Below are 26,594 nucleotides of genomic sequence, written 5' to 3'. Positions count from 1 at the left end.
AATGAATAAGTTTAATCTAAAGGAAAATATGGATGTAATAGTGGCTTTTGGTGTTGTAGGAATTGTTCTTATGATGATAGTGCCATTACCTACATTTATATTAGATATTTTACTGGCAATTAACATAAGTTTATCTGTGCTAATTTTATTAATGACATTATTTACAACAAATGTACTTGATTTATCTATATTTCCAACAGTGTTACTTGTAACAACACTATTTAGATTAGGATTAAATCTTTCATCAACTAGATTGATTCTAACTCAAGGATATGCAGGTGAAGTTATAGAGGCATTTGGAAGTTTTGTTGTAGGTGGAAATTACGTAGTAGGAATAATTATATTCCTAATCATATTAATTGTTCAATTTGTTGTTATAACTAATGGTTCTGGAAGAGTATCTGAAGTAACAGCTAGATTTACGTTAGATGCCATGCCAGGTAAGCAGATGAGTATAGATGCAGATTTAAATGCAGGTGTTATAGATGATAAAACTGCTAGAAAAAGAAGAAAAGAACTTCAACAAGAAGCTGACTTTTATGGTTCTATGGATGGTGCCAATAAGTTTGTAAAAGGAGATGCTATAGCAGGTCTTATAGTAACAGCAATAAATATTATAGGCGGAATTGTAATAGGAGCTGTAATGCTGAATATGACTCTTATGGGTGCAGCACAAACATATGTAAGGCTTACCATAGGGGATGGTCTTGTAAGTCAGATACCAGCTCTATTAATATCTACATCAGCAGGTATAATTGTAACAAGAGCTTCTACTGATGAAAATTTTGGTGGACTAGTAAGTAGACAATTAACAGCAATACCAAAGGCAATAATGATGACTGGGTGTGTTTTAATTGTACTTGGTATGATGCCTGGACTACCTAAGCCAGCATTCTTTTCACTGGGAATAGGTGCAATAGCAGCAGGTTATTTTTTAGGAAGAGAAAAGAAAGATACTTTAGAAGATTTAGAGTTTGAAAAACCTGATATGGTAAATCCAGACAAAAACGAAGTAGAAGATGTTACAAACTTAATAAATGTAGAAGCTATAGAAGTAGAAATTGGGTATGGTCTAATATCCTTGGCTGATGAATCAGCAGGAGGAGATTTACTTCAGAGAATAGCATCAATAAGAAGACAGTGTGCTATAGATATGGGTATAGTTGTACAACCCATAAGAATAAGAGATAATTTACAATTAAATCCAAACCAGTACAATATAAAGATAAAAGGTAATGTAGTTGGCGGATATGAGATAATGCCTAATATGGTTTTATGTATGGACCCTATGAATCAAGGCTTTAATATATTTGGAATAAAGACAATTGAGCCTACTTTTGGAATAGAAGCGCTTTGGATAGAAAGTGACAAAGTAGAAGATGCAGAATTAAAAGGTTATACAGTGGTAGATTCATCTACAATACTTATAACTCACTTACTAGATATAATAAAATCCAATGCACATGAATTATTGGGAAGACAAGAAGTTAAGACTATTATAGATGCAGCAAGAGAAAATTATAGTGCTGTGGTTGACGAGTTAATACCAGATTTAATGACGCTTGGTGAAGTTCAAAAAGTACTTAAAAATCTGCTAAGAGAAAAAGTAAATATAAAGGACCGTGTTACAATACTTGAAACACTTGCAGACCAGTCTAGAAATACTAAAGATATAGAGCTTCTTACTGAATACGTGAGAATAGCTTTAGCTAGAAGTATTTGTACAAATTTGGTCGATGAAGAGAAGTCAATTGTAGTGTCTACATTGTCTCCAGAAACAGAGGAATTAGTATCTAATAATTTACAAAGGTCTGTAAATGGAACTTATCCAGCTGTTGACCCAGAAAACACAAATAAAATATTTGAAAGTATACAAGGTATAATGAGTAATGTATATTTCAATCATAATATACCAGTAATAGTAGTGTCACCAAAGATAAGAGCACCATTTAGAAAGTTAGTTGAGCTTGTATATCCTAATTTGACTGTATTATCATTAAACGAAATACCTAACGATGTTAAAATCAAAGCAGAAGGTGTGGTGAGCATATATGATGACGAAAAAGTATACAGCTGATACAATTCAGGATGCTATGAATCTAGCCAAAATGGAATTAGGTGACAATATTACATTAATAGATAAAAGAGAAGTAAGAAAATCTGGCATACGAGGTATTTTTTCAAAGAAAGATATTGAATTAACTGTTGGATGGGAAAAGAGAGATAATATAGAACAAAAAGATTTAAAACGAGAGATAGAACAATTAAAGTCAATTATAAGCAACATGGGATTTGATAATAAAAATGATAATGATATAGATAAAATATGTAAGAACTTACTAAATTTAGAGTTAAACGAAGAAATCGTAGAATTTATAAGAACTGATTTACAAGAAATGAAGTTTAATGGAGTTGATACAAGTAAAAATTTAGTAGAGAGTTTAAAGAAAAAGATTAAAATAGAAAATCAAACGATAAATGGAAAAATTGCTCTAGTTGGGCCTCCAGGAGTAGGTAAAACAACTACAATAGCAAAGTTAGCTGCTAAATTAGTCTTTGAAGAAAATAAAAAAGTAGGTGTAATAACTATAGATACCTATAGAATTGGTGCTGTAGAGCAGTTAAAAATATATACTGACATAATGAATATACCTTTTAAAGGGGTAATAAGCTCTGATGAGATGGAATTGGCACTTGATGAAATGAAAGATTGTGATGTTGTATTAATAGATACTACAGGTAGAGGATATAAAAATTCTATGCAAATACTAGAAATCAAGAATCTTATAGATAAAGCTGAAACCGATAATATACATTTAGTTTTGAATTGTACGACAAGAGAAACTGATACAAAAGCGATTATAGATTCGTATAGAAATGTGAACTTTAAAAGCTTAATAATTACAAAATTAGATGAAACAATTACATATGGCTCATTATTTAACATAATGAATTATGCACAAAAACCAATATCATATATTACAACAGGACAAAATGTTCCTGATGATATTATAAAACCTAATGAAGATAAGATTATAAGATTGTTATTAGGAGTTGAAAGTATATGATGGACCAAGCTCAAATTTTAAGAAAAATTGCAATAGAAAAAAAAGGAATGGATGAATTTATTACAGAGAATAGAAATACACCTAAGATAATTACAATAGCTTCTGGTAAAGGTGGAGTTGGAAAGAGTAATTTAGCTACAAATTTGTCTATATGCTTGACTAAACTTAATAAAAAAGTTCTTATATTAGATGCAGATATAGGAATGTCTAATATAGATATAATAATGGGTGTAAATGTAAAAGGAACCATAATTGATGTAATTAATGGTGAAAAAAATATAGAAGACATAATTTCACAAACTAAATATGGTGTAAACATAATCTCTGGAGGCTCTGCTCTTAATCATATAGAAGATTTCACAGAAGCTCAAAGAAATAAGTTTATACATAGTATAGAGCAGATTCATGATGTTGATTTTATAATAATTGACACAGGAGCTGGTATGAGTAAAAGTCTATTGTCATTCATATATTGTAGTACTGAATTTTTCTTAATAACAACACCAGAACCTACATCATTGACTGATGCATACAGTTTATTAAAAGCCATAAGCAACTTTGGTATAAAGAGAAGTGCAAATATAATAATCAATAGAGTGGTTAATTTAGAAGAGGCAAAATCTACATATAACAGAATAAATATGGTTGTAGATAAATTTTTAAATCTTAATTTAGAATTGTATGGATATATAATGGAGGATAAAAAAGTGAGTGTATGTGTAAAAAAACAGATACCATTTATTTTAGAATATCCTACAAGTATTGCATCAAAATGCATTATATCTATAGCCAAGAGAATGGTAAGTCAATCAAAATATGAGACAAAAGAAGAGATTATTGATAACAAAGGTTTACTAAGAAAAATGTTTAATATATTTAAAAGCTAAGGAGGCGTAATTTAATGAATAGAGAAGAATTAATAAAAGAGAATATGCCTCTTGTAAAGAGTATAGCAAGAAAGTTTTTTATACCAGGGAAAGGCTTTGAATATCAAGATTTAGTAAATAGTGGAGTCATAGGATTGATTGATGCAATAAATAAATTTGATGTTGAAAAAGGAGCAAAGTTCTCTAGTTACTCCTATATAAAGATAAAATCTGCTATATTAGATGAAATAAGAAATCAAAGTCCAATTTCTAAACATAACTTAACAAAAGTAAATAAGTATAATAGAGTAATAGAAAAATTACAAGCAGAATTATTAAGAGAACCGACTTCACATGAAATTGCAAAAGAATTAAATATTTCAGAAAAGGAACTCAATGATATTGAGAGTAATATAGACATGTTAAATATTGTGTCATTAAACCATGTAATTTTTGAAGATACAAATGAAACTATACAAGATGTAATAAGTTATAGGGAGGAACATACTCCAGCAAATATAATAGAAGAAGAAGAAAAGTTAGATATTCTATCTAAAGCAATTAATAATTTAAGAGAAAAGGAAAAATTAATACTTTCACTGTACTATTATGAAGATTTAAATTTAAAGGAGATAGGAAAAGTGCTAGGTGTTTCAGAATCCAGAGTTTCACAACTCCATAGAAAGTCAATAAGAAACCTGAGAAATAAAATAAAAGAACTTAAATATTCTATATAGATGGTGATTGATGTGATGATACAAATTATATTAATAGTAGTGTCTATTTTGATAATAGTAACTATAATTGCAAATTTACATAAGGAATCAAAAAATAAAGATAACAGGTACTTTGATAAAATATTTGAGCAGGAATATGAGGCAAATGATAGATTGATAGTACCAGAAAAAAGAAGATTTTTTTTAGATAAAGTGATTGCTGAAATAAGAAGTAATAATCATATGAAAGTTTATGAAAATTATAATCTAATAAAGAATGAGGCAGGAAAAAAAGCAGATATTTTTATAGAATCAAAACAGGAAATAAAAAAAGAAAATGAGCTATCTCTTAAAGTGAAACATCTTATAAATTCGGGTTACGATGATGTGGAAATATGCAAAATGCTAGATATCGGAAAGGGTGAGCTATCATTAATAAGGAGTTGCTACAAGATATAAGAACATTGTTATTTGATAAAAAAGTACTTTTAGGAATAGGGATTGGTATATTAATATCAACTTTATGTATAATGCTTTTTAGCAACAATGATATGAGTAAAGCTGAGATAGAAAAAAAGGCAAGAGAGCTAGGTATGAAATATGCAAGTGAGATGAAGGTTTTAGAATAGATAATATTGTTGGATAATTTACAAAAAAGGAGGTCATAACGTGATAAGAGGATTATATACAGCAGTTTCTGCAATGATAACTAATCAACAAAAGCAAAATGTTGTTGTCAATAACTTAGCAAATATGGATACTAATGGATATAAGAATAAACTACTTCTAACTAAAAGTTTTGATGAATTACAGTTAGATAGTTACAATAATTATGTAAATGGAACTAAACAAAAGCAAGAAATAGGCAAGTTAAGCCCAGGTGTATCTATGGATGAAACTATCACAAATTTTAACCAAGGTCCTATAAAAACAACTGATAATAAAATGGATGTAGCCATCCAAGGCAAGGGATTTTTTCTAGTTAGTGATGCAGCTGGAAATCAATTTTATACCAGAAATGGTAACTTTAGAACAGATAATCAGGGTGACCTCATAACTAGTGAAGGATATTATGTACTTGGAACAAATACTGCAACTGGTGCTGTAGGACATATAAATGTTGGTAATAAAAAATTTGAAGTAGCAAAAGATAATACAATATCACTGGACGGAAATGCTATGTACAAATTTAATATGGTAGATTTTAATGACTATAATAAATTAAAAAAAGAAGGAGATAACTTGTATTCAGGAGGAGGAGCTATAAAGGCAAATAATGCACTTACAATACAGAGTGCAGTAGAGTCTTCTAATGTAGATATTGTGTCTGAAATTAATAACATGATGACAATATCAAGAGAATATGAGGCAAATCAAAAAATAATTCAAGCTATGGACTCTAAATTGGCAAAGATAGCAAGTGAGATTGGCTCAGTAAGATAGATAATAGGAGGTGAATTTTTATGTACACAATGTTTTATACTAGTAAAACTGCTTTATCAGCAAATCAAAGCAAATTAGATGTAATATCAAATAATATAGCAAATAATGATTCTAATGGATATAAAAAAATAAATATGGAATATTCTGACTTAGTAGATGAAGTACTAAACAGACCATCATATCCTACAAATGGTAAAGATATATCGACTGGAACGGGAGCTAAGGCATCAGCCCCTATGAGAAACTATGAACAAGGTGCATTGGCACCTACAGGTAGTAAGAGTGATTTAGCAATAGATGGAGAAGGATTTTTTAGAGTAATAAGAAAAGATGGAACATATGCATACACAAGAGATGGTGGATTTAATGTGGATGCTTTAGGTAAGATTGTAGATGCTAATGGAAATGTATTAGATGTTCAATTTGATGCAGGATATAACTATAATAATACGAATATAAATAACACAAACTTAACAGTTGCAAGAAATGGAGATTTAGCTGTAGATAATAAAAAAATAGGCAAAATCAATTTATATCAACCTATAGGAACTCAAAATTTTATCTCTGAAGGTGATAGTTTATTTGTTTCGACTGATGCAGCACAGATTAAACAAGTTGATAAAGTTGATATAGTTCAGGGCTATAGAGAAAGGTCAAATGTTTCTTTACAAGATGAATTTGTTGACTTAATAGCCACTCAAAGAGCATTTCAGATGAATTCAAAAGGAATAAAGATAGCAGATGAAATGTGGCAAATAGCTAATAATTTAAGAGCTAAATAATTATGTAAGGTGAGGAATATTCATGTATGATATGAAAGATTATGATTTCGGCAAACCTCAGAGTTATTCAAGAGAAAATTTAACTTGTTTAAATTTTTTATTAGCTGAATTCTGTAAAAAATATAAAAATTATATAATTTATGAACTTAAGTGTAATTCTAGTATGGTAGTTGAGAGTATAGACCAAGTAAATTATCAAACTTTTTTAGATAGAATAACATCTTCATGTATAATAGTACAAAATTCGATGGAACCTATCATGAAAAATTTTTCTTTTAGAATAGATAGAAGTGTAGCTGATATGTGGATTGACGTGACAGCTGGCGGTAATGGAGTTGTAAAAGATGACAATAGAGAACTTACAGAACTTGATAAGAAAGTGCTTTTACATCTTATGGAGGATTTAGTAAGAAATATGCATTTATTTGAAGGGTTTGAAAAAATACAAGTATTAGATACACATACACATATTAATTTACCACAATTGTGTTCTCCAACTGCACCTGTATGCGTTGTAGATTTAAAGGTGATAAATGATAATAAATATGTTGGTAGTGTTTCTCTTTGTTTTCCATATAATGCCTTAGAGGCTATGTTGGAGAGTATTTCTGTTGTAGAATTTTTAGACATGGATGCAGGCGATAACTCAGAAGAATTCACTAACAAAATATACAATAGTGTATCTAATATAGAGTTAGCAGTTATTGCAGAGATAGGAAAAGTATCGATTAATATTGAAGACTTACTCAAACTAGAGGTTGGAGATGTAATAGTAACAAATAAAAAAATAAATGATTATATAGATGTATTTGTAGAAAATTCAAAATCATACACAGCAACACCAGGTTTTATATCAAGTAAAAAAGGTGTAAAAATAAATGATGCTATCAGAAAAGAGGTGTAGTTATGGATAATAGTAATCTTATTTCAGATGAAGAAGCAAAGATGTTATTAAATGATAAAGTTGAAAGTGAAATTGATGGAGATGATGAATTAGCTCTAGATGTCTCTGAAGCTAACAAAAATAATATACAAAGAATACTTGACCTTAAGTTAGAGTTATCTGTAGTTATAGGAAGAACAAAGATGAGTCTAAGAGACATTTTGAATCTAAATAAAGGTTCTCTTATTGAACTGGATACTTTAGCAGACCAAGATGTAGAAATATTAATAGACAATAAAGTATTAGCTTATGGAAAAGTAGTAGTAGTGGATTTGAACTTTGGTGTAAAAGTAACGAGTATAGTAAGTGAAGAGGATATGGTAAAATCTCTTGTTTAAAAACAACATTAATTAATACTTAAGGCATGAGGTGGTATTTATTTTAAACTTAAATGATATAAAAAAAGATATATTAAAACTCAATAAAAAGGACTCATGTGCTCTCTATAATAAATCTATTGATAATATAAACAATAATTACATATCGAGTGGATTAAAATTTTTAAAAGAAGCAAGAGATTTAAGGCCAGATGATGTGGATGTATTAAATCTCATAGGTCTTGTAAATTTACTAAAATGTAATTTTGATGAGTCTGTAGAAAGTTTCTATAAGAGTTTAATTTGTGAAAAAACTGCTCTGTGTGAAAAGTATATAAATATGCTTACATCTGAGGAGTTTTTAATTTTCTTTGAAAGATATAATCAGTTTATAAGAATGATAAACAAAGGTATGTATAAAGAAGCCATACAAGGATTCAAACTCATAACTGAGCAATATAGTGACTTAATAGAACCGTATGAATTGCTTGCTTTACTTTATGAAAAGGAAGAAGAATATATAAAATTTGATGAATGTCTAGAAGTATTGAAGAGTATTGATAAAGAAAATTATTTATTAAATCAAGAAAATGATACATTAGATATATACCGTAATATTAACAGACAGGTTAAAATCAATGCGAATTTAGATGATTATAAGAATGAGCCTGTATATAAAAATATTAATAGTTCTAGGATTGATGGAACTAAAAATATGAATGAAGAAGGAAGCAAGGATAAAAAACAGAAAACTTCAGATTCTAATAAGAAAAAAAGTATTAGAAAAAACAAGTACATATACATAGCAATAATATTAGGGGTATTATTAATAGGACAAAATATATATAGTTCTTATAAGATGAATAATTTAACTAATAAAATATCTAAAAATAGTGGAACTAAAGATAGAGGGTCAATAGATTCTAGCTTGAATAAGAAAGAAATTAACAGAGAAGAAAATGAGGTTGCTGATAAGACTTCAAATACCAACAAGAGCGCTAAAAATATTAATAAAAATGATGTAAAATCCCAAGAAAATACTGTGGAAAATGAAAGTAATAGTGATTCTAATTTATTTACAGAGGATGAGCTGATGTCAAAGGCAAATACATTAAAGTCAGAAAAGCAAACCAAATCTTCTATACAATTATATAAAAAGGTTGCAGATATAGGGGAGAATAAGGGAAATACATCAGAAGCAACTTATCAAGTTGCTATTCTTAGTGAAAAATTAAAAGACTATGATACTGCTGAAGAATATTATAAAATGTATGTAGAAAATTATTCAGAAAAAGATTCCTACTTTGATGAATCATATTATAACTTAGGTATGATGTATTATAATAAAGGAGATTTAAAAAATTCTAAATTAACATTAAAAAAATTAGTTAATAAGGTACCCAATAGCATGTATAATAATTCAAAAGTGAAAGAAATTTTGAAAGAAGAATAATTAAATTAGATAAGAAAAAGAAATTATTTTATTTTAAAATAATTTCCTTATAATATATTGACATACTATTTTAAAAAATTTAAAATATTAACTATAAAATGAGGAGGGATAAAAATGGAGTTTGAAAAAGGGAGTATTTCAATTCATACAGAAAATATTTTTCCTATAATTAAAAAATGGTTATATTCTGATAAAGACATATTTATAAGAGAACTTATAAGTAATGGATGTGATGCAGTAAGCAAACACAAAAGACTTGTATCATTAGGAGAAATATCAGAAGTTGAGCCATCAGATTATAAAATTACAGTATCTGTAAATAAAGGGGAAGGCACACTTAAATTTATTGACAATGGAATTGGTATGACTGAAGAAGAGATAAAAAAATACATAAATCAAGTTGCTTTTTCAGGTGCTGAGGATTTCTTTAACAAATATAAGGATAAGATGGAAGAATCAAATGACATAATAGGTCACTTTGGATTAGGATTTTATTCTGCATTCATGGTGTCTAAAAAAGTTCAAATAGACACACTTTCATATACAGAAGGAGCAACTCCAGTAAGATGGATATCTGAGGGTGGTACAGAATATGAGATATCTGAATCAGATGCTAGACATGAGAGAGGGACTACTATAACATTATTTATTGATGATGATAGTAAGGAATTCTTAGATGAATTTACTGTAAGGGGTATAATAGATAAGTATTGTTCTTTCTTACCAGTAGAAATATATTTAGAAGATGTTGAAAGATTAGAAAGAGAAGCTAAGGAAGCAGAAGAAAAAGTTAAAAAGCAAAAGGAAGAAGGAAAAGAAGAAGAAGTTATAGATGCAAAGGTAATTGAGCCTTTAAATGATACTAATCCTCTATGGCTAAAATCTCCAAAAGATTGTACTGATGATGAATACAAAGAGTTTTACAGAAAAGTATTCCATGTATTTGATGAGCCTTTATTCTGGATACATCTAAATGTAGATTATCCTTTTAACTTAAAGGGTATACTTTACTTCCCTAAACTAAAAAATGAGTTTGAATTGACAGAGGGAAAAGTGAAATTATACAACAATCAAGTATTTGTAGCTGATAATATAAAAGAAGTTATACCAGAATTTTTACTTCTATTAAAAGGTGTAATAGATTGCCCAGATTTACCATTAAATGTATCAAGAAGTTTCTTACAAAATGATAGAGATGTAAGTAAAATCTCTAAACATATAATTAAAAAAGTAGCTGACAAGTTAAAATCTCTTTGTAAAAATGAAAGAGAAGAATACAATAAGTTTTGGGATGATATACAAATATTTATTAAATATGGTTGCTTAAAAGATGAAAGTTTCTATGAAAAAGTAAAAGAATGTATATTATTTAAAACTATTAATGATGAATATATAACATTACAAGATTATCTAGAGAAATGTAAAGACAAGCACGAAAATAAAGTATTCTATGTAAGTGATAAGGAACAACAATCACAATACATTAAATTATTTAAAGAATATGATTTAAATGCTGTTGTATTAAACTCATCAATAGATACTCACTTTATTTCATTTATGGAATATAAAGAAAATGGTGTTAAGTTTAATAGAATAGATGCAGACCTTTCTGATGTATTAAAAGACAAAAATGAAAATAAAGATAGTGAAGAAAATAAAGAAGAAATAGCTAAGATAGAAGGTCTATTTAAAGAAGCTGTTGGAGAAAGAGTTGAAAATTATTCTGTAGAAGGCTTAAAAAACGAGGATACTCCAGCTATGGTATTAGTATCTGAACAATCTATCAGAATGGCAGAAATGCAGTCAAGATTTGCTGGAATGGATTTAGGAATGAACTTCGAGGAAGAGAAAACTCTTGTGATAAATGAAAATAGCCCAATTATTAAAAAATTAGTTTCTCTTAAAGATAATGAAGAAAAGAAAGATAAAGTTGCACTTATTTGTAATCAGATAGCAGATTTAGCTTTACTTTCTAATAAAGAATTAAAACCAGACGAATTAGACTCATTTGTTCAAAGAAGTAATAAACTTATGAACATGTTAATAGAATTGTAAGATTAAATATATTAAAGTAAATTTATAAAAAATATCTAATATTATGAGAAGAGTTATTTTAAGATAATTGAAATTATCTTTGTGTAACTCTTCTTTATTTTTTATCTTTGATTAAAGTTTCAAATATTTAAATAGATTACAATTAAAAATTGAATTTGGTTAAATAGAGATAACTTGATATAGTATAAAATAATACATATAATTAAGTAAAAGATTGTTTTGTAATTTATGTTTTAATACATAATTACGTTGTGTTGAAAAATAAAATTATTACTAAAGTAGAAATAGGAGGTTTTGGCATGAATTTTAATTATAATTTACCAGTAAACATATTATTTGGGAGAGGTAGAATCAATGATGTAGGAAAAGAAGTATCTAAATATGGTAAAAAGGTGTTAATTGTAACTGGCAAAAATAGTACAAAGAAAACTGGATTACTTGATAAAACAATAGACTTACTAAAAGATTCTAAAATAGAATATGAAGTTTTTGATAAAGTAGAACAAAATCCTCTTATAACTACTATATATTCAGGTGTAGAAATTATAAAAGCAACTGGATGTGACTGTGTCTTAGGTCTTGGTGGAGGAAGTATAATGGATGCTGCTAAGAGTATAGCTTTCTCTTATAAAAATCCAGGAGATTTAAATGAATATATATTTGGAATCAGACAAGGAGAAGAAGCTTTACCTATAATTTTAGTTCCAACTACATCAGGTACAGGTAGTGAGGGGAATTGTTTTGCAGTGCTTACGAATTCAGAAACCAAAGATAAAAAATCCATAAAAAAGAATAGTATGTATGCAAAGGCATCAATAATTGACCCAGAACTTATGGTTACAATGCCAAAACATATAATTGCATCAGTTGGATTTGATGCACTTGCTCATAATATGGAAGCATATCTTTCTAACGGAAGAAATTACCTTGCAGATGTACAAGCTATTTATGGAATTGAGCTTATATCAAAAAATTTAGTAAGAGTATATAATAATGTAGATGACCTAGAAGCATGGGAGAAAATAACACTTGCAAGCACTATTGGAGGAATGACAATTGGTACAGCAGGGACAGCCTTACCACATGGTATGGAACATCCTGTAAGTGGTCTTAGAGATGTAATGCATGGAAAAGGACTTGCAGCTTTGACTCCAGGCATTGTAGAAAGTTCATGGGATAGTGACATCGAAAGATTTGGAAATATATCAAAAATATTAGGAGGAACTTGTGCAGAAGATTGTTCAGATGCAATTAGAAATTTCCTTAAAAAAATAGATTTAGATATAAAACTAACTGATTTAGGTGTTGAAAAATCAGATATAGATTGGTTAACTGATAATTGCATGAAGATATCGGCTGCAAATATTAAGAGACATCCAAAAACTTTTAATAAAGAACAAATAAAAGAAATATACTACAAGTCTCTTTAACTTAACATTATACATTTAATTTTAGATAAATACATTTATTATCAGTAAGAAACTCATAAATAGTAGTGTACATATAGGAAATTAATCTTAAATTTTTATTTTACTTTCTAATAAATAAAGGTGCTTAAAAAAGGGAAGATTAACTAAGTAATATTTTATAAAAATCTTCATTTAAAAACTTTGAGTAGAGGTGAAATAAATGTTTAATCCCAAAAGAATAATATTTGAAAAAGGAACTTTAGATACTGATGTTGGAAAAAACATATATGATAAATTTAAAGATAAAAAAGATGTAGAGATAATTAATATATCATCAAATAGAGTCAAGGAACATATTCCAGGTGAAAATCTATACGAGCAATATAGGAGTGGAAAACAGACCATGGTAGTTGGGATTAGAAAAAGCATGAAGTTTCAAACATGTAAACCTTCTGCTAATTATCAACTACCACTTGTCAGTGGATGTATGGGAAGATGTGAATATTGTTATTTAAACACACAACTAGGTGATAAACCCTTTATAAGGGTATTTGTAAATATAGATGAGATACTTGAACAAACAAAGAAGTATATTGAAGATAGAAAGCCACAAGTTACTATATTTGAAGGTGCAGCTACATCAGACCCAGTTCCAGTAGAGCCGTATACCAATTCATTGAAAAAAACAATAGAGTTTTTTGGAAGAGAAGAAAAAGGAAGATTTAGATTTGTTACTAAATACAGTGATGTAGATAGTTTATTGGATGCTAAACATAATAATCATACAGAAATACGATTCAGTATAAATACTCCTAGGATTATAGAAGGACATGAACATTATACAGCATCTGTTAATAAAAGAATAGAATCAGCTGTAAAACTTGCTAAAGCTGGCTATCAGATTGGTTTTATAATAGCTCCTGTGTTTCTATATGAAGGTTGGAAAGAAGAATATAGAAGCCTTATCAGAAACATAAAAGAAGCACTACCAAAGGATTTTGATAGAAAAATTATATTTGAAGTTATATCTCATAGATATACTACTAAAGCTAAAAATAGAATATTAGAAATTTATCCAGACACATTGTTGCCAATGGAAAATGAAGATAGAAAGTTTAAATATGGTCAATTTGGATATGGAAAGTATGTATATGATAAAGAACAAATAGACGATATGAAAGAGTTTTTTCATAAGGAAATAAATGAAGTATTTGAAAATAGTTTAATAAAATATATAATATAGCAAATCTTTAAATTAGATTTGCTATATTTTATGTTCATATGTATTTTACATTTACTTAAAAAGTGATAAAATTCAGTATCATCATACAAAAAATTAAAAAAGGCACTGTATATCAAGAACATTTTTTTTAGTTTTGATAATATATAAGGTATAAGATTAATAACAATATTAGGAGGTACTTATAACTTGCATGCATGGGAATCTATTCAAATCACATTAGACTTAATAGAAGAAAGGTTATCAGAAGGAATCTCAATTAATGAACTGGCAAATGAAGCAAACCTATCACCATTTTACTATCAAAGACTGTTTAAAAGATTAGTCAATAAAACAGTGATGGAGTATATAAAACTTCGACGTCTTGCAAAAGCTTCTGAACATTTAGCAGAATATAAGAATCGTATACTTGATGTAGCTTTAAATTTTGGATTTGAAAGTCATGAGACATTTACACGTGCTTTTAAAAAAGCATATGGATTAACGCCAGAGGAATATAGAGCAAATCCAGTAAAACTTAATCAATTTGTTAAGCCAGAATTAATCTTAAATTATATTATGGTTGATGAAGGTGTACCACTTATTGCAGATGATATAGTAATTGAAGTAACTCGCAGAAGATTGAGGAATCCAAGGTCTTTTATTGGAATAGAAGGAGAAATACCTATTTGCCAGTTGATGGGTGGTGAGACAACTGGTATTGCGTTAGCAAAGGAATTATGGATGAAACTTGGAAGTCAAAAACACAATATACCAAATAAAATTCCAGGTGGAAATGAATTTGCTGCTCTTTATATGGGAAGTGCAAAAAAAGGGAATTGTATGTATATGGCAGGTATAGAAGTGGAGCCAGGTACATTGGTAGAAGGATATAGTACCTTTGAGTTACCTGCTAAAGAATATTTAGTATGTGGATTTGAAGCAGAAAATTTTAATGAGTTGGTCGATTCAGCTGTTTTTAAAGCAGATAAGTTTATGGAACGATGGATGAAGAATCATAATTTAATGGCCACTGATTTTGCGATTGAGATGTATTATCCTTCTACACCGGAAGTGGCATATATGGAGCATTGGACTGTTCCAGTACCTATTGAATAATAGAAGGGGGCATGAATATGGATTGGCAAGATATGTTTTTTCAAGATAACAAACCAACACCTGAGAAAATCAAAGAGTTTATCAATAATCCATTATGGGATAATCTAAATAATGCTTTGATTTCAACTTATAATGTAGAGCCTAAGCTTGAATACAGTAAATGTTCAATGCAAAGAGGTTGGAATGTAAAATACAAAAAAAGGGGTAAATCATTGTGTACTTTATATCCACAAGAAGGTTCCTTTAAAGCTTTGGTTATTGTAAATGAGAGTAATAGAGTGGAAGTTGACTTATTTATTAATACTTGTTGTGATTATATCAAACAAATATACAGTGAGATAGATTTTTTTAATAGTAGTAAGTGGTTAATGATTCAAATAGATAATATATCTGTATTGAATGATGCACTTGAACTGATTAAATTTAGAGCTTAATACATAAAACAGGATGACTTATATGAGCATCCTGTTTTTATATTAATTTTAGTAACTTATATGAATTAAATTAGTTTTTGTATCTCAATTTTTCATAATATTATATAACTTGAATTTACTAAGTATTATTTAAACTGATTTGATATAGAACTTAAATATATATTTTTTCCTTTATCAGTAAGTAACATAAAAATAATGCTCCATAAACAGTTTAGAGTACTTTCTATACTATCATGTTCATCAAGTTCTTTAGTACCAACGGGTTTATATATAAGTATTGTCAAAATACATTCAATAATGTTTTCTATTTGGTTAGGCATAGTACATTCCTGAACTAAATTAGAGTTTTGTAGATTGATGAAGCTTTCTTTTAACAACTGCTTAAGTTCTTTTATAAAATCAAGCTGAAATCTATATATTTTAGGGCTTATTTGAGATAATTGGTCATAATGTTTAAAATAGTATGCATTCTCATTTTGAATGTTTAGTGAATTTAAAAATAAATTATTTAAATCCTGTAAGGATTTAGGCATGTCTATTTTTTTATAGTTTTTATGTTTGTATTCAACTACCTCTTCAATCAAATCTTCCTTTTTTTTAAAATAATAAGTTAAGTTACCTACACTCATTCCCAAAGCATCAGCAACGTTTCTCATAGATACATTGTTATAGCCATATTCATTAAATAAGTCACGAGCTTTAATTAAGATATCCACTTTTGTTTGTTTTGCCATATTGAATCCTCCAATAAAAATTTATAATAACATTTATTTGACATTTTAGTACATTCGTACTACAATGTCAAGTAAAGTACGAGTGTACTAAAATAATATTTGTGTTATATTAGGAGGTCTTACAATGAGATACAAAAATGATAATTTAGAACTTTATAAAATTGGACTAGGTTGCGGAGGTATGGTAAACCTTGACAATAAAGCTGAGAATATAGCCACAATACATGAAGCTTTAGATAGTGGTATCAATGTGTTAAACACAGCTGACTTTTATGGAGCAGGTCAAAGTGAGATGATAATAGGTGAGGCTCTTAAAGGTAGAAAAAGAGAAGATGCCTTTGTATCTGTAAAAACAGGGGCTCTTGTTGCACCTAATGGTCAAATGTATGGTCTTGATGTCAATCCTTTTAATATAAAAAGTCACGTTGCACAGACTCTTAAGAGATTAAATTTAGATTATATAGACCTTTATCAACCTGCAAGAATAGATTTGGATATACCAGTAGAAGAGACTATTGGAGCTATTTCTGACTTAGTAAAAGAAGGATACATAAAACATATAGGTATTACTCAAGTTGGTGAAGATATTTTAAGAAGAGCTAATAAGGTTCACCATATAAGCTTTATAGAAGCTGAATATTCTTTATTTAATAGAGATATAGAAGAAAATATATTACCAACTGCTAGAGAATTAGGAGTAGGGGTTGTCGCTTTTGGGGCTCTTGCTCATGGTCTTTTAAGTGGAGTATGCTCAAAATCTAATGCTCAAAGATATAAGTGGATACCTTTATTCTCTGATGAGAATATAGAGAAAAACCTTGAACTTGTAGAGAACTTAAGAGAAATAGCAAATGAAAAAGAAGCTACTATTCCACAAATAGCTCTTGCATGGGTTTTATCAAAAGGCGATGATATTATAACCTTGGTTGGAGCATCAAGAAGAGTTACATTATTAGATTCTCTAAAAGCTAAAGATATTAAATTGAGCGATGAAGATATAAGAAGGATTGAAAATGCTATAGACAAGAATAAAATTTTAGGTGCAAGTTTTCCAAATATGAGATTTAAGAATGGCAAGGTAGTTAAGTAGGGCAGTATTCATATTTAAGTTTTAAGCCACTCTGTATAATGTGAACTGTCTCCTAAGAGGGGTATAGTTCATAAAAGAGTGGCTTTTTGTAATCAATTAAATAAACTAATATACTTCAATTTATTTTATTTTTCGACATTCCTTACAATTAAGTCCACATATGCTTTTTTCTTGCATATTTATAGCTCCCCAATTAGCAAATTGTTGTAAAATAGGCACAATACTTTTGCCCTTACTTGTCAATGTATATTCAACTTTTGGAGGAATTTCATTATATTGTTTACGATTAATAATACCATCAGACTCTAAGTCTTTTAATGATTGGGCTAGCATAGTGTTTGTAATTCCATCTAGTTTTCTTTTTATGCTACTATATCTAATCGGATTATCAACTGCCAACATACATATAATAGGTAATTTCCATTTACCACCAACAATATCTAGTGCATAACGTATTGGACAGGTTAATTCTTCAATCTTTGTAGTCGTATTTTTTTCATTATCTAAACTCATTATAATTACTCCTTATCTATAGTAGTATCTTTTTTATACTTTATCAGAAAAAACTGCATACTTGTTTTTTTTGTATTTTATATTAAAATTATATCAAAGGATAATCCTTAATACAAGTATTTAAAAGGGGTGTAAAAATTATGAAAGTATTAGAATTTTTGAACAAAGCAGGAGTTTATTATTTAGCAACAGTTGATGAGAACAATCAAGCGCATGTGCGTCCTCTAGGGTTTGTTATGGAATATGATGGGAGACTTACATTTTGCACATCTAATCAAAAAGATATGTTTAAACAACTTATTTTTAATCCAAAGCTTGAGATTTGTTGTATAGACCAAAAACTTAATACTCTACGTATTTTGGGTGAAGCAGTATTCGTTACATCAAAAGAAACACAAGCTAAAGCACTTGAAATAATGCCAAGTCTAAGTCAGATGTACTCTGTAGGAGACGGTAAGTTTGAAATATTCTCTATTGATAAGGCAAAAGTTAGTTGCTGTTCAATGAGTGGTAAAAAGATTGATGTAGAGCTTTAATTATAATGGAATTGATATCCATAGTGAAAATAAAGAAAACGTTATTACTAAAATAATGACAAATTTAACTTAGATGCAATAAAAAAATTTAAGTAATGAATTTGTAAAAATATTTAGTTATTAGATTTGTATTTCAACAATGACATATTGTGTTGAATAATTACATAATAAAAATAAGAACAATTAAAATTTATTTTCTGATGGAGTAAACTTCCTTTAAAAAATAGTTTAACTATTAGTGACTTTTCTTAAATATGAATAAAATATGATAATTATAAAAAATTGCTACTTATTATTTGTATATTTTTCTATATAAATAATAAGTAGCATGACGTTATAAATTAATAGTGATAGAATATAAACTAATAGATAAGATATAATTTTAAAAGGAGTGATATGAAGTGAGTAAATATAGTTCTTTATGGGAATATGTCAAGAAATCTGGTAATCAATCATTTAAATTAAATTTTGAAGAAATAAAAGATATTGCAGGGATAGAGATAGACCATTCGTTTTTGAAATATAAAAAAGAATTAAATGAATATGGATATCAAGTAGGGAAAATCTCTTTAAAGGAAAAGACTGTTATTTTTAATAAAATTGATTAAAAAATAGCTATGCACACTTGTGACTTTAGTCATGAGAGGTTCAGTAAGCTATTAATAATTACATATAATAAAATAATTTGTATTGACTAACATTAAAACTAAAAATAAAGTAAATCTTATATAAGACTTACTTTATTTTTAGTTGATTCTTTTTTTAGTTTTATACTATAAGGTATATATAAAACTGCACCTATTAAAAATGTTATAATTTCTGTTACTGTCATAGACCATATCAATCCATCAAGTCCATAAAAATAATTAAGAAATATTACTATAGGTATATACAATCCACCTTGGCTTATAGACATTATACCTGTTTCAATGCCTTTTCCTGATGCTTGATATATTGTCATAAATAAGGATGTAACTCCATTGAATAAGGCAGATACTAGCATAGCTATCAATACATAAGTTCCTATTTCAATAACTGATGTATCAACTGAGAATGTTTGTATTACTTGAGTTCTAAATATATAAACAACTCCTGAAAATACAACTGCGATTACAAATATGAATAAAGCAGAATACTTTATACTTTCTTTTAAACGAGGTATATTCTTATTAGAGAAATTATATGCTATAAGTGGCATTACACCTAAAACAATACCCATAACAAAGAATTCTGGAATTTGAGCAATTCTAAGTGCTATACCAAAACTAGCAACTATATTATTTCCATATTGCATAGAGTAATTATTGGATAATAGTGTAGTCACAATTAAGAAAGAGCATTGGATTAATTGGGATACACCAACTTTATATATTTCAACTTGGCTATTTATGCTGATTTTTATGTAATGTAAAAATCCTCTAAGGTTCTCGCTTTTAACATTTAAATACCAAACATAATAAGCACTAGATGCAATATTAGAAAGTATCATTGATAATGCAGCACCATACACATGCATATTAAGAACTAGTATAAATAAAACATCTAATATGATACTAACTATTACACTTACAAACATACCATACATAGATTCTTTTGATGCACCTTCAGACCTTACAATTTGCTCAAGAGAGAAGTTCAATACAATAGAGAATCCACCAACAAATAGTGTAATCGCATATTGTTTTGTATATTCAAATGTAGCCATATCAGAACCTAATAATTTAACAATAGGATTCATTAGTAAGTAGCCAATTAGACCTATTAATAGGCTCGTTATAATACTTGCATAAAAAGTATATCCAGCAATTTTTTTGGCTTCATCACTATTATTTTGTGCAATTAGCCTAGTTATGAATGTACTGCCACCAACACCAAACATATTTCCAAAAGCCATTAGAATTGTAAATATAGGGAGTCCCAATGTTATTGCACTAAGCATAGCTGTGTCATGAACTAATCCTATAAAGTAGGCATTAATTACATTATAAATAGTTCCAGCTGACATTCCTATCATCATAGGAATAGATAAATAAAGAATAGTTTTTTTTATTGGTTCTTCTTTTAAATATTTAATATTTGATTTTTCATTTTCCATGTTATCCTCCTAAATAATATAAATTATAATGATAAGGCACCTTATGAAATATATTATACAGGTACCATAACAATTTTGCAACACATTTCTTAAGGTACCTGTATAATTGCGCTATATTTGGGTAATATATAGACTTAAAATTGAGTTTTTTTTAAAACAGAAGAGGCTCTAATAAATATGGAATATAAGGTATTAAGGAGATGGATGAGACTTTAAAATAAATAAAAGAGTAAAGTGATAAGATAATAAATATCTAATCATTTACTCTTTTATTTATTTATATAAATCTTTTTATTTTAAATTTTGGAAGTTGATAATACATATAATGACTACAGTTTCTTTTATATTTTATGGCTACAATAGATTTTATTCAAAGTAAAATAAATCTTCAAATTTTTTATCTAGAGCTATACATAAGATAAGTGCTAATTTTGCTGTTGGATTAAATTGACCTGTTTCTATTGAACTAATAGTATTTCTTGACACACCAACCATTTCAGCTAGTTGACTTTGAGATAATTTTTTCTCTGTTCTTACTATTTTTAAGTGATTTTTTAATATTAATTCTTCATTCATATGCTTACCTCAATGATGATAAAACAAAATTAGTCAATGAGAATATAGTTGTAATTAAGAAACCAATAGCCAAAATCAAATTCTTTTTTTCATATGTGAATTGGTATTTTGCTATATTTTCAGCAAGACCAAATGTCCAAAATAAAGCAGATACTGCATCACTCTTTTGTCCAATAAAGGCGTTAAATATTACAATGAAAGCGAAGACACATGTGAAAATTGAATATCCTATTTTTCTACCTTTATTTTCAATGTACTCTAATCCTTCATCTTTATTGGATTGACGACTCTTACTTAAGATTTCTTCTTTATTCATATGAGACACCTCCTAATTAGATGCCAAGTTTACTTGGTATTTTAATTATATCATGCCAAGTTTACTTGTCAAGAACTTTGACAATAAAACTTGGCATAAATATGATATTAATCAATAAAAAAAGACAAACTTAATTAAATTAAGAATGTCTTTTTTTATTGAAACACTATAATAATATTCTATTAATCCAACAACTAAACTTCAACTTAGAATCTAATAATCTAACATATATTCTTTATTATCTTAGCAGGTACACCTGCAACAACAGTATTTGGAGGTACATCTTTTGTGACTACTGCTCCTGCTGAAACAACAGCATTTTCACCTATTGTAATACCTGGCATAATCATTGCTCCTGCTCCTAACCAAGCATTCTTCTTTATAACTATAGGTGTAGACACAGTGGAATGCCTTTTAGATGGTTCTAAAGGATGATTTATTGTTATAAGATTTACTTTAGGTCCAATAAGTACATCATCTTCAATCGTAATGCCACCTCTATCCATAAATGTACAGGCATGATTAATAAATACATCCTTTCCAACTCTTATATTTTTTCCAAAGTCTGTGTAAAATGGTGGTATTAAATATAAGCTTTCATCGACTTCAACACCTGTAAGTTTAGAAAATAATTTTCTTATTTCTTTTTTAGTATGATACGAGTTATTTAGCTCAGCAGTTATTTTTTTAGCCCTTTCTATTACATATCTTATTTTATCCATATCTGGGTCAGAATCTGAAATTACTTCGCCAGATTTGTCTCTCTCAAATATATCTATATTACTCATAAATTTCCTCCTATTGATTTTACTTACAAACTGTACAATATCTCTACGTAAAACTCATTATGTTTACTCAACTCTTAAATAGAGTATACTACTTGGAGTTAACTACAACACAAGCCTTTTTTATTATTTAAGAATAAATAATTAATTTTTATCAAAAAATCTATAATTAAATATTAATATTGTTTATATAGAATGTTTCATTATGTATGTAAACTAAAGTTTACATATTTCAAACCTTACTTTGTAGAACAGTTGAGTTTAATACTTTATAATTGAAATATAATTATTTTAAATTGAAAGGGGCTTAATATATGAATTTAGGAGACAAGATTACAAAACTAAGAAAGAAATATAATTATTCTCAAGAATTGTTGGCTGAAAGACTAAATGTATCTAGACAAACTATTAGCAAGTGGGAATTAGGGCAAGCTAAGCCAGACTTAGAAAATATAAAAAATATATCAAAGCTATTTAATATTACTTATGATTACTTGATTGATGAAAGTAATTTATGTTCTAAAGATATAACTGATAATATTAGTAAGGATGTTGACTGGACAAAAGCATGGAGCTCTAAGTATCCTATTTTAGAAGCATATGTTGATATAGAGGGGATAGAAAAGTATCAAATAGCTATTGAAGAATTATATTCAAGATTTGAAAAAGAATACAAGATGAGCAATGAGAATAATGTACTTATATTAAAAGATATTTTATACAAGGCGTTTAAAAAGCATGATAAATAAAAACTATATTTGGATATATTCATCTGTGGTTTTGTATAAAAATGTGGAAATAATTGGTATAAATAAAAAATTATATAAATTAAATTTAAAAATATATTTAAGCAGGTATCTAAGATACCTGCTTATTTGTTTCTCTATGGTTGATTTTTTCATCAAAAGTCAACTTTAAATCGCTTGTTAGGTTCATGGATTTAAGGATATAATTATACAAAGGAGGCGTTGATATGAATGAATTAAACATTGCAAAAACACTAATTTTAAAGCGTAAAGAAAAAGGAATTACACAAGATGAACTTGCAAATTATATAGGTATCTCTAAAGCCTCTGTATCTAAATGGGAAACTGGGCAAAGCTATCCTGATATCACTTTTTTGCCACAACTCGCGACATATTTCAACATTACAGTTGATGAATTAATTTGTTACGAACCGCAAATGATTAAGGAAGATATTAATAAACTATATCAGCGATTGTGTAAAGATTTTACTGTTAAACCATTTGACGAAGTTATGGATGAAATACGAGAAACCATAAAGAAATATTATTCATGCTTTCCTTTGATTTATCAGATGGGTGTTTTAATAATTAATCATTATGACCTTGTAGATGAAGAAAAACGTGAACTATTAATTAGTGAAGCATTAGAAATTTTTATTCGAATACGAGAAACAAGTGATGATATAGAAATTTGTCGTCAGTCAAAAGGTATGGAGGCAACCTGTTATATCTTGTTAAATCAACCTATAGAAGTTATTGACTTATTTCAAGATAGCAATTTTCCCATGGTAAATGAAAGCATACTCCTTGCACAGGGACAAATGATGAATGGTCAAATTAGTGAAGCTAATGAAACGTTACAGATAGGAGCATATCAGAATCTTACATTGTTAGTTCAAGATTTAGTGGGACTTCTGCAAAACTCAGATAAATCACAAATTGAAGAAATAGAAAGACGTATTTTAATGATTTCAGATACTTTTGACCTTGATGCATTATCTCCTGGCATTATGTTTTCTGTATATTTAACACAGATACAAATGAATTTAATACATGGAAATACTAAAGGAGCTATTAAGTCATTACAAAGATATGTAGATTTGGCAATGAGTGATATATATCCAATTATGCTACATAGTGATGACTTTTTTAATCATATCGATGGCTGGATTTCTGAGATTGGAACAGGTATTACACGTGATGATACAATTGTAAAGGCAGGTATTGTTGCTGCTATTAAGAATAATCCTATGTTCTCTGTATTAAATGAGAACAAAGAATACAGATTTCTTATAGAAAAATTATCTTTATTGGAGGAATAAAATTATGGAAAATTTAATGGAAAATTTACCACTGTTACTTCCTATTATTATTTTAAATTTAATACTCGTAATTACTGCACTTATTCATATAATAAAACATCCAAATTATAAAATTGGTAATAAGGCAATATGGATTCTTTTAGTGTTATTTATAAGTATAATAGGCCCAATTTTATATTTCACTATAGGGAGAGGTGATGAATGATGAATATTGTTTCAATAAATGGGTTATCAAAAAGTTTTGGTAATCGAAAGATAATAGATAATCTAAATCTTACTGTACCAGAAGGGTCAGTTTTTGGCTTTGTAGGTAAGAATGGTGCAGGCAAGACTACAACAATGAAAATGGTGCTTGGGTTGCTTGAAACAGATAGTGGAACTATAAATGTTTGTGGTGAGAAAGTGACCTATGGAAGAACAAGTTCTAATCGCCATGTAGGTTATCTACCTGATGTTCCAGAGTTTTATAACTATATGAGACCACTTGAATATCTTTCTCTTTGTGGAGAAATCACAGGGCTTTCAAAACAAGAAATAAAGTTAAGAAGTGAAGAGTTGTTATCACTTGTAGGACTTGGAAATGAAAAGAAACGAATAGGTGGATTTTCTCGTGGAATGAAGCAACGTCTTGGGATAGCTCAAGCATTACTTTCACGCCCTAAATTACTTATTTGTGATGAACCAACAAGCGCACTTGACCCTGTTGGTAGAAAAGAAATATTAGATATTATGTTTAAAATCAAAGACTCAACAACTGTAATATTTTCAACACATATACTGTCTGATGTTGAAAGAATTTGCGACCATGTTGCTATATTAAATAACGGAAGCATTGCTCTTAGTGGTACACTTTCAGAAATAAAAAGTATGCACGGAAAAGATAGACTTTTATTGGAGTTTTCAAGTAATGATGAAATCCAAGTATTTAAGTCTAGTAGTAGGATTAAATCCTTACTTAAAGATTCAGAAGAGACTAATATGGAAATTATTTTCCATGGTAAAGATATAAAATCAATACAACAAACAGTCATATCTACACTTGCAGAAATGAATCTTTGTCCAATAAAGATGGAATTAATAGAATTGTCACTTGAAAATTTATTTTTGGAGGTAGTAAAGTGAGAGAATACATAGCATTTACAAAAAAAGAATTTGTAGAGAACGTAAGAAATTACAAATTATTTAGTCTGATTGCTTTATTTTTAATATTTGGAATAATGAGTCCTCTTTCTGCTAAATTTATGCCAGACTTAATTGCTCATTTTGCCCCAACGTTAAAAGTTACTGCTTTACCAACTGCTTTAGATTCTTGGACACAGTTTTCTAGTAATATCTCTGGTCTTGGAATGAGTTTAACTCTAATTATTTTTTGTAATATTTTATCAAACGAATATTCTAAAGGAACACTTGTCATTATGTTGACTAAAGGATTGTCACGTTCGTCTGTAGTATTATCTAAATTTTCTATTGCAGTAATTATTATGACCATTGGTTTCTGGCTGAGTTTTTTATGTACTTATGGTTATACAATGTATTTTTGGCCAACTGCAAATCTTAATCATGTTGTATTTTCAGCATTTAACTTATGGATAATTGGTATTATGTATATTACTATATTAATTCTTGGATGTGTACTATTTAGACCAGCATTTGCAAGTGTATTACTTGTATTAGTAGTAACCCTTGCTTTGAGTTTAATTTCTATTCCTAAGCAGATTGCACCTTATACCCCTAATTTCATATTATCAAAAAATATAGATTTGATTTCAGGGAAAGTGACAGCTCCAGAATTTATTATTCCAATCATTGTAACAATCATTATTTCAATAGTGTGTCTGTTATCAGCTGTTATTTTATTTAATAAAAAACCAGTTTAATGATATCTTCATTATAAATATAAATAGCAATATATTGTGTAGAAATAAACTTAATAATGTATAAGAATATATCTAAGCAAAAAAGACTTGAACTTAAGTTTCAAGTCTTTTTTTGTTTTAGTTGTACTCATTCTATTTTATAATAATTAAATTATTACCTTAAGAAATTGTTTGAAAATA

30 protein-coding genes are annotated in these 26,594 nt (G+C 28.2%); 24 read left to right on the top strand and 6 right to left on the bottom strand.

The genetic code is table 11. The features are described 5' to 3' along the window. The first annotated feature begins 1 nt into the window (after nt 1). From flhA to Q3304_RS07400, 16 genes are all read left to right on the top strand, one after another. Entirely contained in the window at nt 2–2,077 is a 2,076-nt protein-coding gene (flhA, locus tag Q3304_RS07475) for a flagellar biosynthesis protein FlhA (RefSeq protein WP_407813921.1), read from the top strand. Further along, nucleotides 2,055–3,068, top strand: a complete 1,014-nt coding sequence (flhF, locus tag Q3304_RS07470; RefSeq protein WP_407815417.1) for a flagellar biosynthesis protein FlhF — start codon at nt 2,055–2,057, stop codon at nt 3,066–3,068. Before flhA ends, flhF begins: the two co-directional genes overlap by 23 nt. Then, nucleotides 3,065–3,955 (top strand): MinD/ParA family protein, encoded by an 891-nt coding sequence (locus Q3304_RS07465; RefSeq protein WP_243193867.1) that lies wholly within the window; start codon nt 3,065–3,067, stop codon nt 3,953–3,955. The genes flhF and Q3304_RS07465 overlap by 4 nt, the downstream gene beginning before the upstream one ends. A 14-nt stretch (nt 3,956–3,969) precedes the next feature. Beyond that, nucleotides 3,970–4,671 carry a sigma-70 family RNA polymerase sigma factor gene (locus Q3304_RS07460; RefSeq protein WP_054268826.1) on the top strand — a complete coding sequence of 234 codons (702 nt, stop codon included), beginning with the start codon at nt 3,970–3,972 and terminating at the stop codon, nt 4,669–4,671. A 15-nt stretch (nt 4,672–4,686) separates the two neighbouring features. Continuing rightward, on the top strand, nt 4,687–5,109 hold the full coding sequence (locus Q3304_RS07455) for a hypothetical protein (protein ID WP_054268827.1): 423 nt from the start codon (nt 4,687–4,689) through the stop codon (nt 5,107–5,109). Continuing rightward, nucleotides 5,094–5,279 (top strand): hypothetical protein, encoded by a 186-nt coding sequence (locus Q3304_RS07450; RefSeq protein WP_021382735.1) that lies wholly within the window; start codon nt 5,094–5,096, stop codon nt 5,277–5,279. The genes Q3304_RS07455 and Q3304_RS07450 overlap by 16 nt, the downstream gene beginning before the upstream one ends. Nucleotides 5,280–5,319: 40 nt before the next feature. Next, entirely contained in the window at nt 5,320–6,093 is a 774-nt protein-coding gene (locus tag Q3304_RS07445) for a flagellar hook-basal body complex protein (protein ID WP_054275671.1), read from the top strand. 20 nt (nt 6,094–6,113) lie between these two features. After that, the gene (locus Q3304_RS07440; RefSeq protein WP_074178070.1) at nt 6,114–6,875 is read left to right on the top strand and encodes a flagellar hook-basal body complex protein; all 762 of its coding nucleotides are present in this window, start codon (nt 6,114–6,116) and stop codon (nt 6,873–6,875) included. Between the two features lie 22 nt (nt 6,876–6,897). Continuing rightward, a complete protein-coding gene (locus Q3304_RS07435) occupies nt 6,898–7,779 on the top strand; it encodes a FliM/FliN family flagellar motor switch protein (protein ID WP_407813919.1) in 882 nt (293 codons plus the stop codon). A 2-nt stretch (nt 7,780–7,781) separates the two neighbouring features. Next, on the top strand, nt 7,782–8,156 hold the full coding sequence (locus Q3304_RS07430) for a FliM/FliN family flagellar motor switch protein (RefSeq protein ID WP_021382745.1): 375 nt from the start codon (nt 7,782–7,784) through the stop codon (nt 8,154–8,156). Between the two features lie 31 nt (nt 8,157–8,187). Further along, nucleotides 8,188–9,588 carry a tetratricopeptide repeat protein gene (locus tag Q3304_RS07425; protein WP_407813918.1) on the top strand — a complete coding sequence of 467 codons (1,401 nt, stop codon included), beginning with the start codon at nt 8,188–8,190 and terminating at the stop codon, nt 9,586–9,588. Nucleotides 9,589–9,702: 114 nt separating this feature from the next. Beyond that, complete coding sequence (gene htpG / locus Q3304_RS07420; RefSeq protein WP_407813917.1) at nt 9,703–11,643, top strand: molecular chaperone HtpG; 1,941 nt, start codon at nt 9,703–9,705, stop codon at nt 11,641–11,643. A 299-nt stretch (nt 11,644–11,942) separates the two neighbouring features. After that, nucleotides 11,943–13,073, top strand: a complete 1,131-nt coding sequence (locus Q3304_RS07415; protein WP_407813916.1) for an iron-containing alcohol dehydrogenase — start codon at nt 11,943–11,945, stop codon at nt 13,071–13,073. 199 nt (nt 13,074–13,272) lie between these two features. Next, complete coding sequence (gene splB, locus Q3304_RS07410) at nt 13,273–14,295, top strand: spore photoproduct lyase (protein WP_407813915.1); 1,023 nt, start codon at nt 13,273–13,275, stop codon at nt 14,293–14,295. A gap of 186 nt (nt 14,296–14,481) precedes the next feature. Then, a complete protein-coding gene (locus Q3304_RS07405; protein WP_054268883.1) occupies nt 14,482–15,390 on the top strand; it encodes an AraC family transcriptional regulator in 909 nt (302 codons plus the stop codon). Nucleotides 15,391–15,407: 17 nt separating this feature from the next. Continuing rightward, nucleotides 15,408–15,824, top strand: a complete 417-nt coding sequence (locus Q3304_RS07400; protein WP_407813914.1) for a DUF3788 domain-containing protein — start codon at nt 15,408–15,410, stop codon at nt 15,822–15,824. 125 nt (nt 15,825–15,949) lie between these two features. Here the strand turns inward: Q3304_RS07400 and Q3304_RS07395 are convergent, their stop codons facing one another. Next, nucleotides 15,950–16,558 (bottom strand): TetR/AcrR family transcriptional regulator, encoded by a 609-nt coding sequence (locus Q3304_RS07395; protein ID WP_407813913.1) that lies wholly within the window; start codon nt 16,556–16,558, stop codon nt 15,950–15,952. 124 nt (nt 16,559–16,682) lie between these two features. On the opposite strand from Q3304_RS07395, the gene Q3304_RS07390 reads away from it, so the two are divergent. Then, nucleotides 16,683–17,648 carry an aldo/keto reductase gene (locus Q3304_RS07390; RefSeq protein WP_407813912.1) on the top strand — a complete coding sequence of 322 codons (966 nt, stop codon included), beginning with the start codon at nt 16,683–16,685 and terminating at the stop codon, nt 17,646–17,648. Nucleotides 17,649–17,768: 120 nt separating this feature from the next. On the opposite strand, the gene Q3304_RS07385 is transcribed toward Q3304_RS07390, so the two are convergent. After that, nucleotides 17,769–18,161 carry a helix-turn-helix domain-containing protein gene (locus tag Q3304_RS07385; RefSeq protein ID WP_054268887.1) on the bottom strand — a complete coding sequence of 131 codons (393 nt, stop codon included), beginning with the start codon at nt 18,159–18,161 and terminating at the stop codon, nt 17,769–17,771. 140 nt (nt 18,162–18,301) lie between these two features. On the opposite strand from Q3304_RS07385, the gene Q3304_RS07380 reads away from it, so the two are divergent. Then, the gene (locus Q3304_RS07380; RefSeq protein ID WP_054268888.1) at nt 18,302–18,697 is read left to right on the top strand and encodes a pyridoxamine 5'-phosphate oxidase family protein; all 396 of its coding nucleotides are present in this window, start codon (nt 18,302–18,304) and stop codon (nt 18,695–18,697) included. Nucleotides 18,698–19,098: 401 nt separating this feature from the next. After that, a complete protein-coding gene (locus Q3304_RS07375) occupies nt 19,099–19,305 on the top strand; it encodes a hypothetical protein (protein WP_054268889.1) in 207 nt (68 codons plus the stop codon). A 116-nt stretch (nt 19,306–19,421) separates the two neighbouring features. Here the strand turns inward: Q3304_RS07375 and Q3304_RS07370 are convergent, their stop codons facing one another. The 4 genes from Q3304_RS07370 to Q3304_RS07355 all read right to left on the bottom strand — a co-directional run bounded on the left by Q3304_RS07370 (nt 19,422) and on the right by Q3304_RS07355 (nt 22,472). Further along, entirely contained in the window at nt 19,422–20,792 is a 1,371-nt protein-coding gene (locus tag Q3304_RS07370; RefSeq protein WP_407813911.1) for an MATE family efflux transporter, read from the bottom strand. Between the two features lie 366 nt (nt 20,793–21,158). Beyond that, nucleotides 21,159–21,368, bottom strand: coding sequence for a helix-turn-helix transcriptional regulator (locus tag Q3304_RS07365; RefSeq protein ID WP_054268891.1), 210 nt, complete (start codon nt 21,366–21,368; stop codon nt 21,159–21,161). Between the two features lie 4 nt (nt 21,369–21,372). Beyond that, nucleotides 21,373–21,684, bottom strand: coding sequence for a DUF6442 family protein (locus tag Q3304_RS07360; protein WP_243193876.1), 312 nt, complete (start codon nt 21,682–21,684; stop codon nt 21,373–21,375). Nucleotides 21,685–21,905: 221 nt separating this feature from the next. Next, nucleotides 21,906–22,472, bottom strand: a complete 567-nt coding sequence (locus Q3304_RS07355) for a sugar O-acetyltransferase (protein ID WP_021382845.1) — start codon at nt 22,470–22,472, stop codon at nt 21,906–21,908. Between the two features lie 311 nt (nt 22,473–22,783). Here Q3304_RS07355 and Q3304_RS07350 point away from each other — a divergent pair, with 311 nt between their 5' ends. The 5 genes from Q3304_RS07350 (at nt 22,784) to Q3304_RS07330 (ending at nt 26,414) form a co-directional block, all read left to right on the top strand. After that, complete coding sequence (locus Q3304_RS07350; protein WP_021382863.1) at nt 22,784–23,218, top strand: helix-turn-helix domain-containing protein; 435 nt, start codon at nt 22,784–22,786, stop codon at nt 23,216–23,218. A gap of 224 nt (nt 23,219–23,442) precedes the next feature. Then, nucleotides 23,443–24,537 carry a helix-turn-helix domain-containing protein gene (locus Q3304_RS07345; RefSeq protein ID WP_407811989.1) on the top strand — a complete coding sequence of 365 codons (1,095 nt, stop codon included), beginning with the start codon at nt 23,443–23,445 and terminating at the stop codon, nt 24,535–24,537. Between the two features lie 4 nt (nt 24,538–24,541). Further along, the gene (locus tag Q3304_RS07340) at nt 24,542–24,742 is read left to right on the top strand and encodes a PLD nuclease N-terminal domain-containing protein (protein ID WP_054275685.1); all 201 of its coding nucleotides are present in this window, start codon (nt 24,542–24,544) and stop codon (nt 24,740–24,742) included. Continuing rightward, nucleotides 24,739–25,659 carry an ATP-binding cassette domain-containing protein gene (locus Q3304_RS07335; protein WP_407811988.1) on the top strand — a complete coding sequence of 307 codons (921 nt, stop codon included), beginning with the start codon at nt 24,739–24,741 and terminating at the stop codon, nt 25,657–25,659. Before Q3304_RS07340 ends, Q3304_RS07335 begins: the two co-directional genes overlap by 4 nt. Next, entirely contained in the window at nt 25,656–26,414 is a 759-nt protein-coding gene (locus Q3304_RS07330) for an ABC transporter permease (protein WP_407813910.1), read from the top strand. The genes Q3304_RS07335 and Q3304_RS07330 overlap by 4 nt, the downstream gene beginning before the upstream one ends. Nucleotides 26,415–26,594 lie beyond the last annotated feature (180 nt).

The sequence above is a fragment of the Clostridioides sp. GD02377 genome (assembly GCF_045899875.1).
In the GTDB taxonomy this organism is placed as follows: Bacteria; Bacillota; Clostridia; order Peptostreptococcales; family Peptostreptococcaceae; genus Clostridioides; species Clostridioides difficile_A.
Note: the sequence above shows the minus strand (reverse complement) of the source record. Positions and strands in the feature narration are given on the sequence as shown.

Coding starts and splice junctions, on each gene's coding strand:
- Q3304_RS07350 (WP_021382863.1), top strand. CDS start 22,784: ATGAATTTAGGAGACAAGATTACAAAACTAAGAAAGAAATATAATTAT.
- Q3304_RS07460 (WP_054268826.1), top strand. CDS start 3,970: ATGAATAGAGAAGAATTAATAAAAGAGAATATGCCTCTTGTAAAGAGT.
- Q3304_RS07415 (WP_407813916.1), top strand. CDS start 11,943: ATGAATTTTAATTATAATTTACCAGTAAACATATTATTTGGGAGAGGT.
- Q3304_RS07370 (WP_407813911.1), bottom strand. CDS start 20,792: ATGGAAAATGAAAAATCAAATATTAAATATTTAAAAGAAGAACCAATA.
- Q3304_RS07345 (WP_407811989.1), top strand. CDS start 23,443: ATGAATGAATTAAACATTGCAAAAACACTAATTTTAAAGCGTAAAGAA.
- Q3304_RS07365 (WP_054268891.1), bottom strand. CDS start 21,368: ATGAATGAAGAATTAATATTAAAAAATCACTTAAAAATAGTAAGAACA.
- Q3304_RS07400 (WP_407813914.1), top strand. CDS start 15,408: ATGGATTGGCAAGATATGTTTTTTCAAGATAACAAACCAACACCTGAG.
- Q3304_RS07380 (WP_054268888.1), top strand. CDS start 18,302: ATGAAAGTATTAGAATTTTTGAACAAAGCAGGAGTTTATTATTTAGCA.
- htpG (WP_407813917.1), top strand. CDS start 9,703: ATGGAGTTTGAAAAAGGGAGTATTTCAATTCATACAGAAAATATTTTT.
- Q3304_RS07430 (WP_021382745.1), top strand. CDS start 7,782: ATGGATAATAGTAATCTTATTTCAGATGAAGAAGCAAAGATGTTATTA.
- Q3304_RS07340 (WP_054275685.1), top strand. CDS start 24,542: ATGGAAAATTTAATGGAAAATTTACCACTGTTACTTCCTATTATTATT.
- flhA (WP_407813921.1), top strand. CDS start 2: ATGAATAAGTTTAATCTAAAGGAAAATATGGATGTAATAGTGGCTTTT.
- splB (WP_407813915.1), top strand. CDS start 13,273: ATGTTTAATCCCAAAAGAATAATATTTGAAAAAGGAACTTTAGATACT.
- Q3304_RS07440 (WP_074178070.1), top strand. CDS start 6,114: ATGTACACAATGTTTTATACTAGTAAAACTGCTTTATCAGCAAATCAA.
- Q3304_RS07435 (WP_407813919.1), top strand. CDS start 6,898: ATGTATGATATGAAAGATTATGATTTCGGCAAACCTCAGAGTTATTCA.
- Q3304_RS07390 (WP_407813912.1), top strand. CDS start 16,683: ATGAGATACAAAAATGATAATTTAGAACTTTATAAAATTGGACTAGGT.
- Q3304_RS07355 (WP_021382845.1), bottom strand. CDS start 22,472: ATGAGTAATATAGATATATTTGAGAGAGACAAATCTGGCGAAGTAATT.
- Q3304_RS07335 (WP_407811988.1), top strand. CDS start 24,739: ATGATGAATATTGTTTCAATAAATGGGTTATCAAAAAGTTTTGGTAAT.
- flhF (WP_407815417.1), top strand. CDS start 2,055: ATGACGAAAAAGTATACAGCTGATACAATTCAGGATGCTATGAATCTA.
- Q3304_RS07385 (WP_054268887.1), bottom strand. CDS start 18,161: ATGAGTTTAGATAATGAAAAAAATACGACTACAAAGATTGAAGAATTA.
- Q3304_RS07360 (WP_243193876.1), bottom strand. CDS start 21,684: ATGAATAAAGAAGAAATCTTAAGTAAGAGTCGTCAATCCAATAAAGAT.
- Q3304_RS07465 (WP_243193867.1), top strand. CDS start 3,065: ATGATGGACCAAGCTCAAATTTTAAGAAAAATTGCAATAGAAAAAAAA.
- Q3304_RS07395 (WP_407813913.1), bottom strand. CDS start 16,558: ATGGCAAAACAAACAAAAGTGGATATCTTAATTAAAGCTCGTGACTTA.
- Q3304_RS07455 (WP_054268827.1), top strand. CDS start 4,687: ATGATACAAATTATATTAATAGTAGTGTCTATTTTGATAATAGTAACT.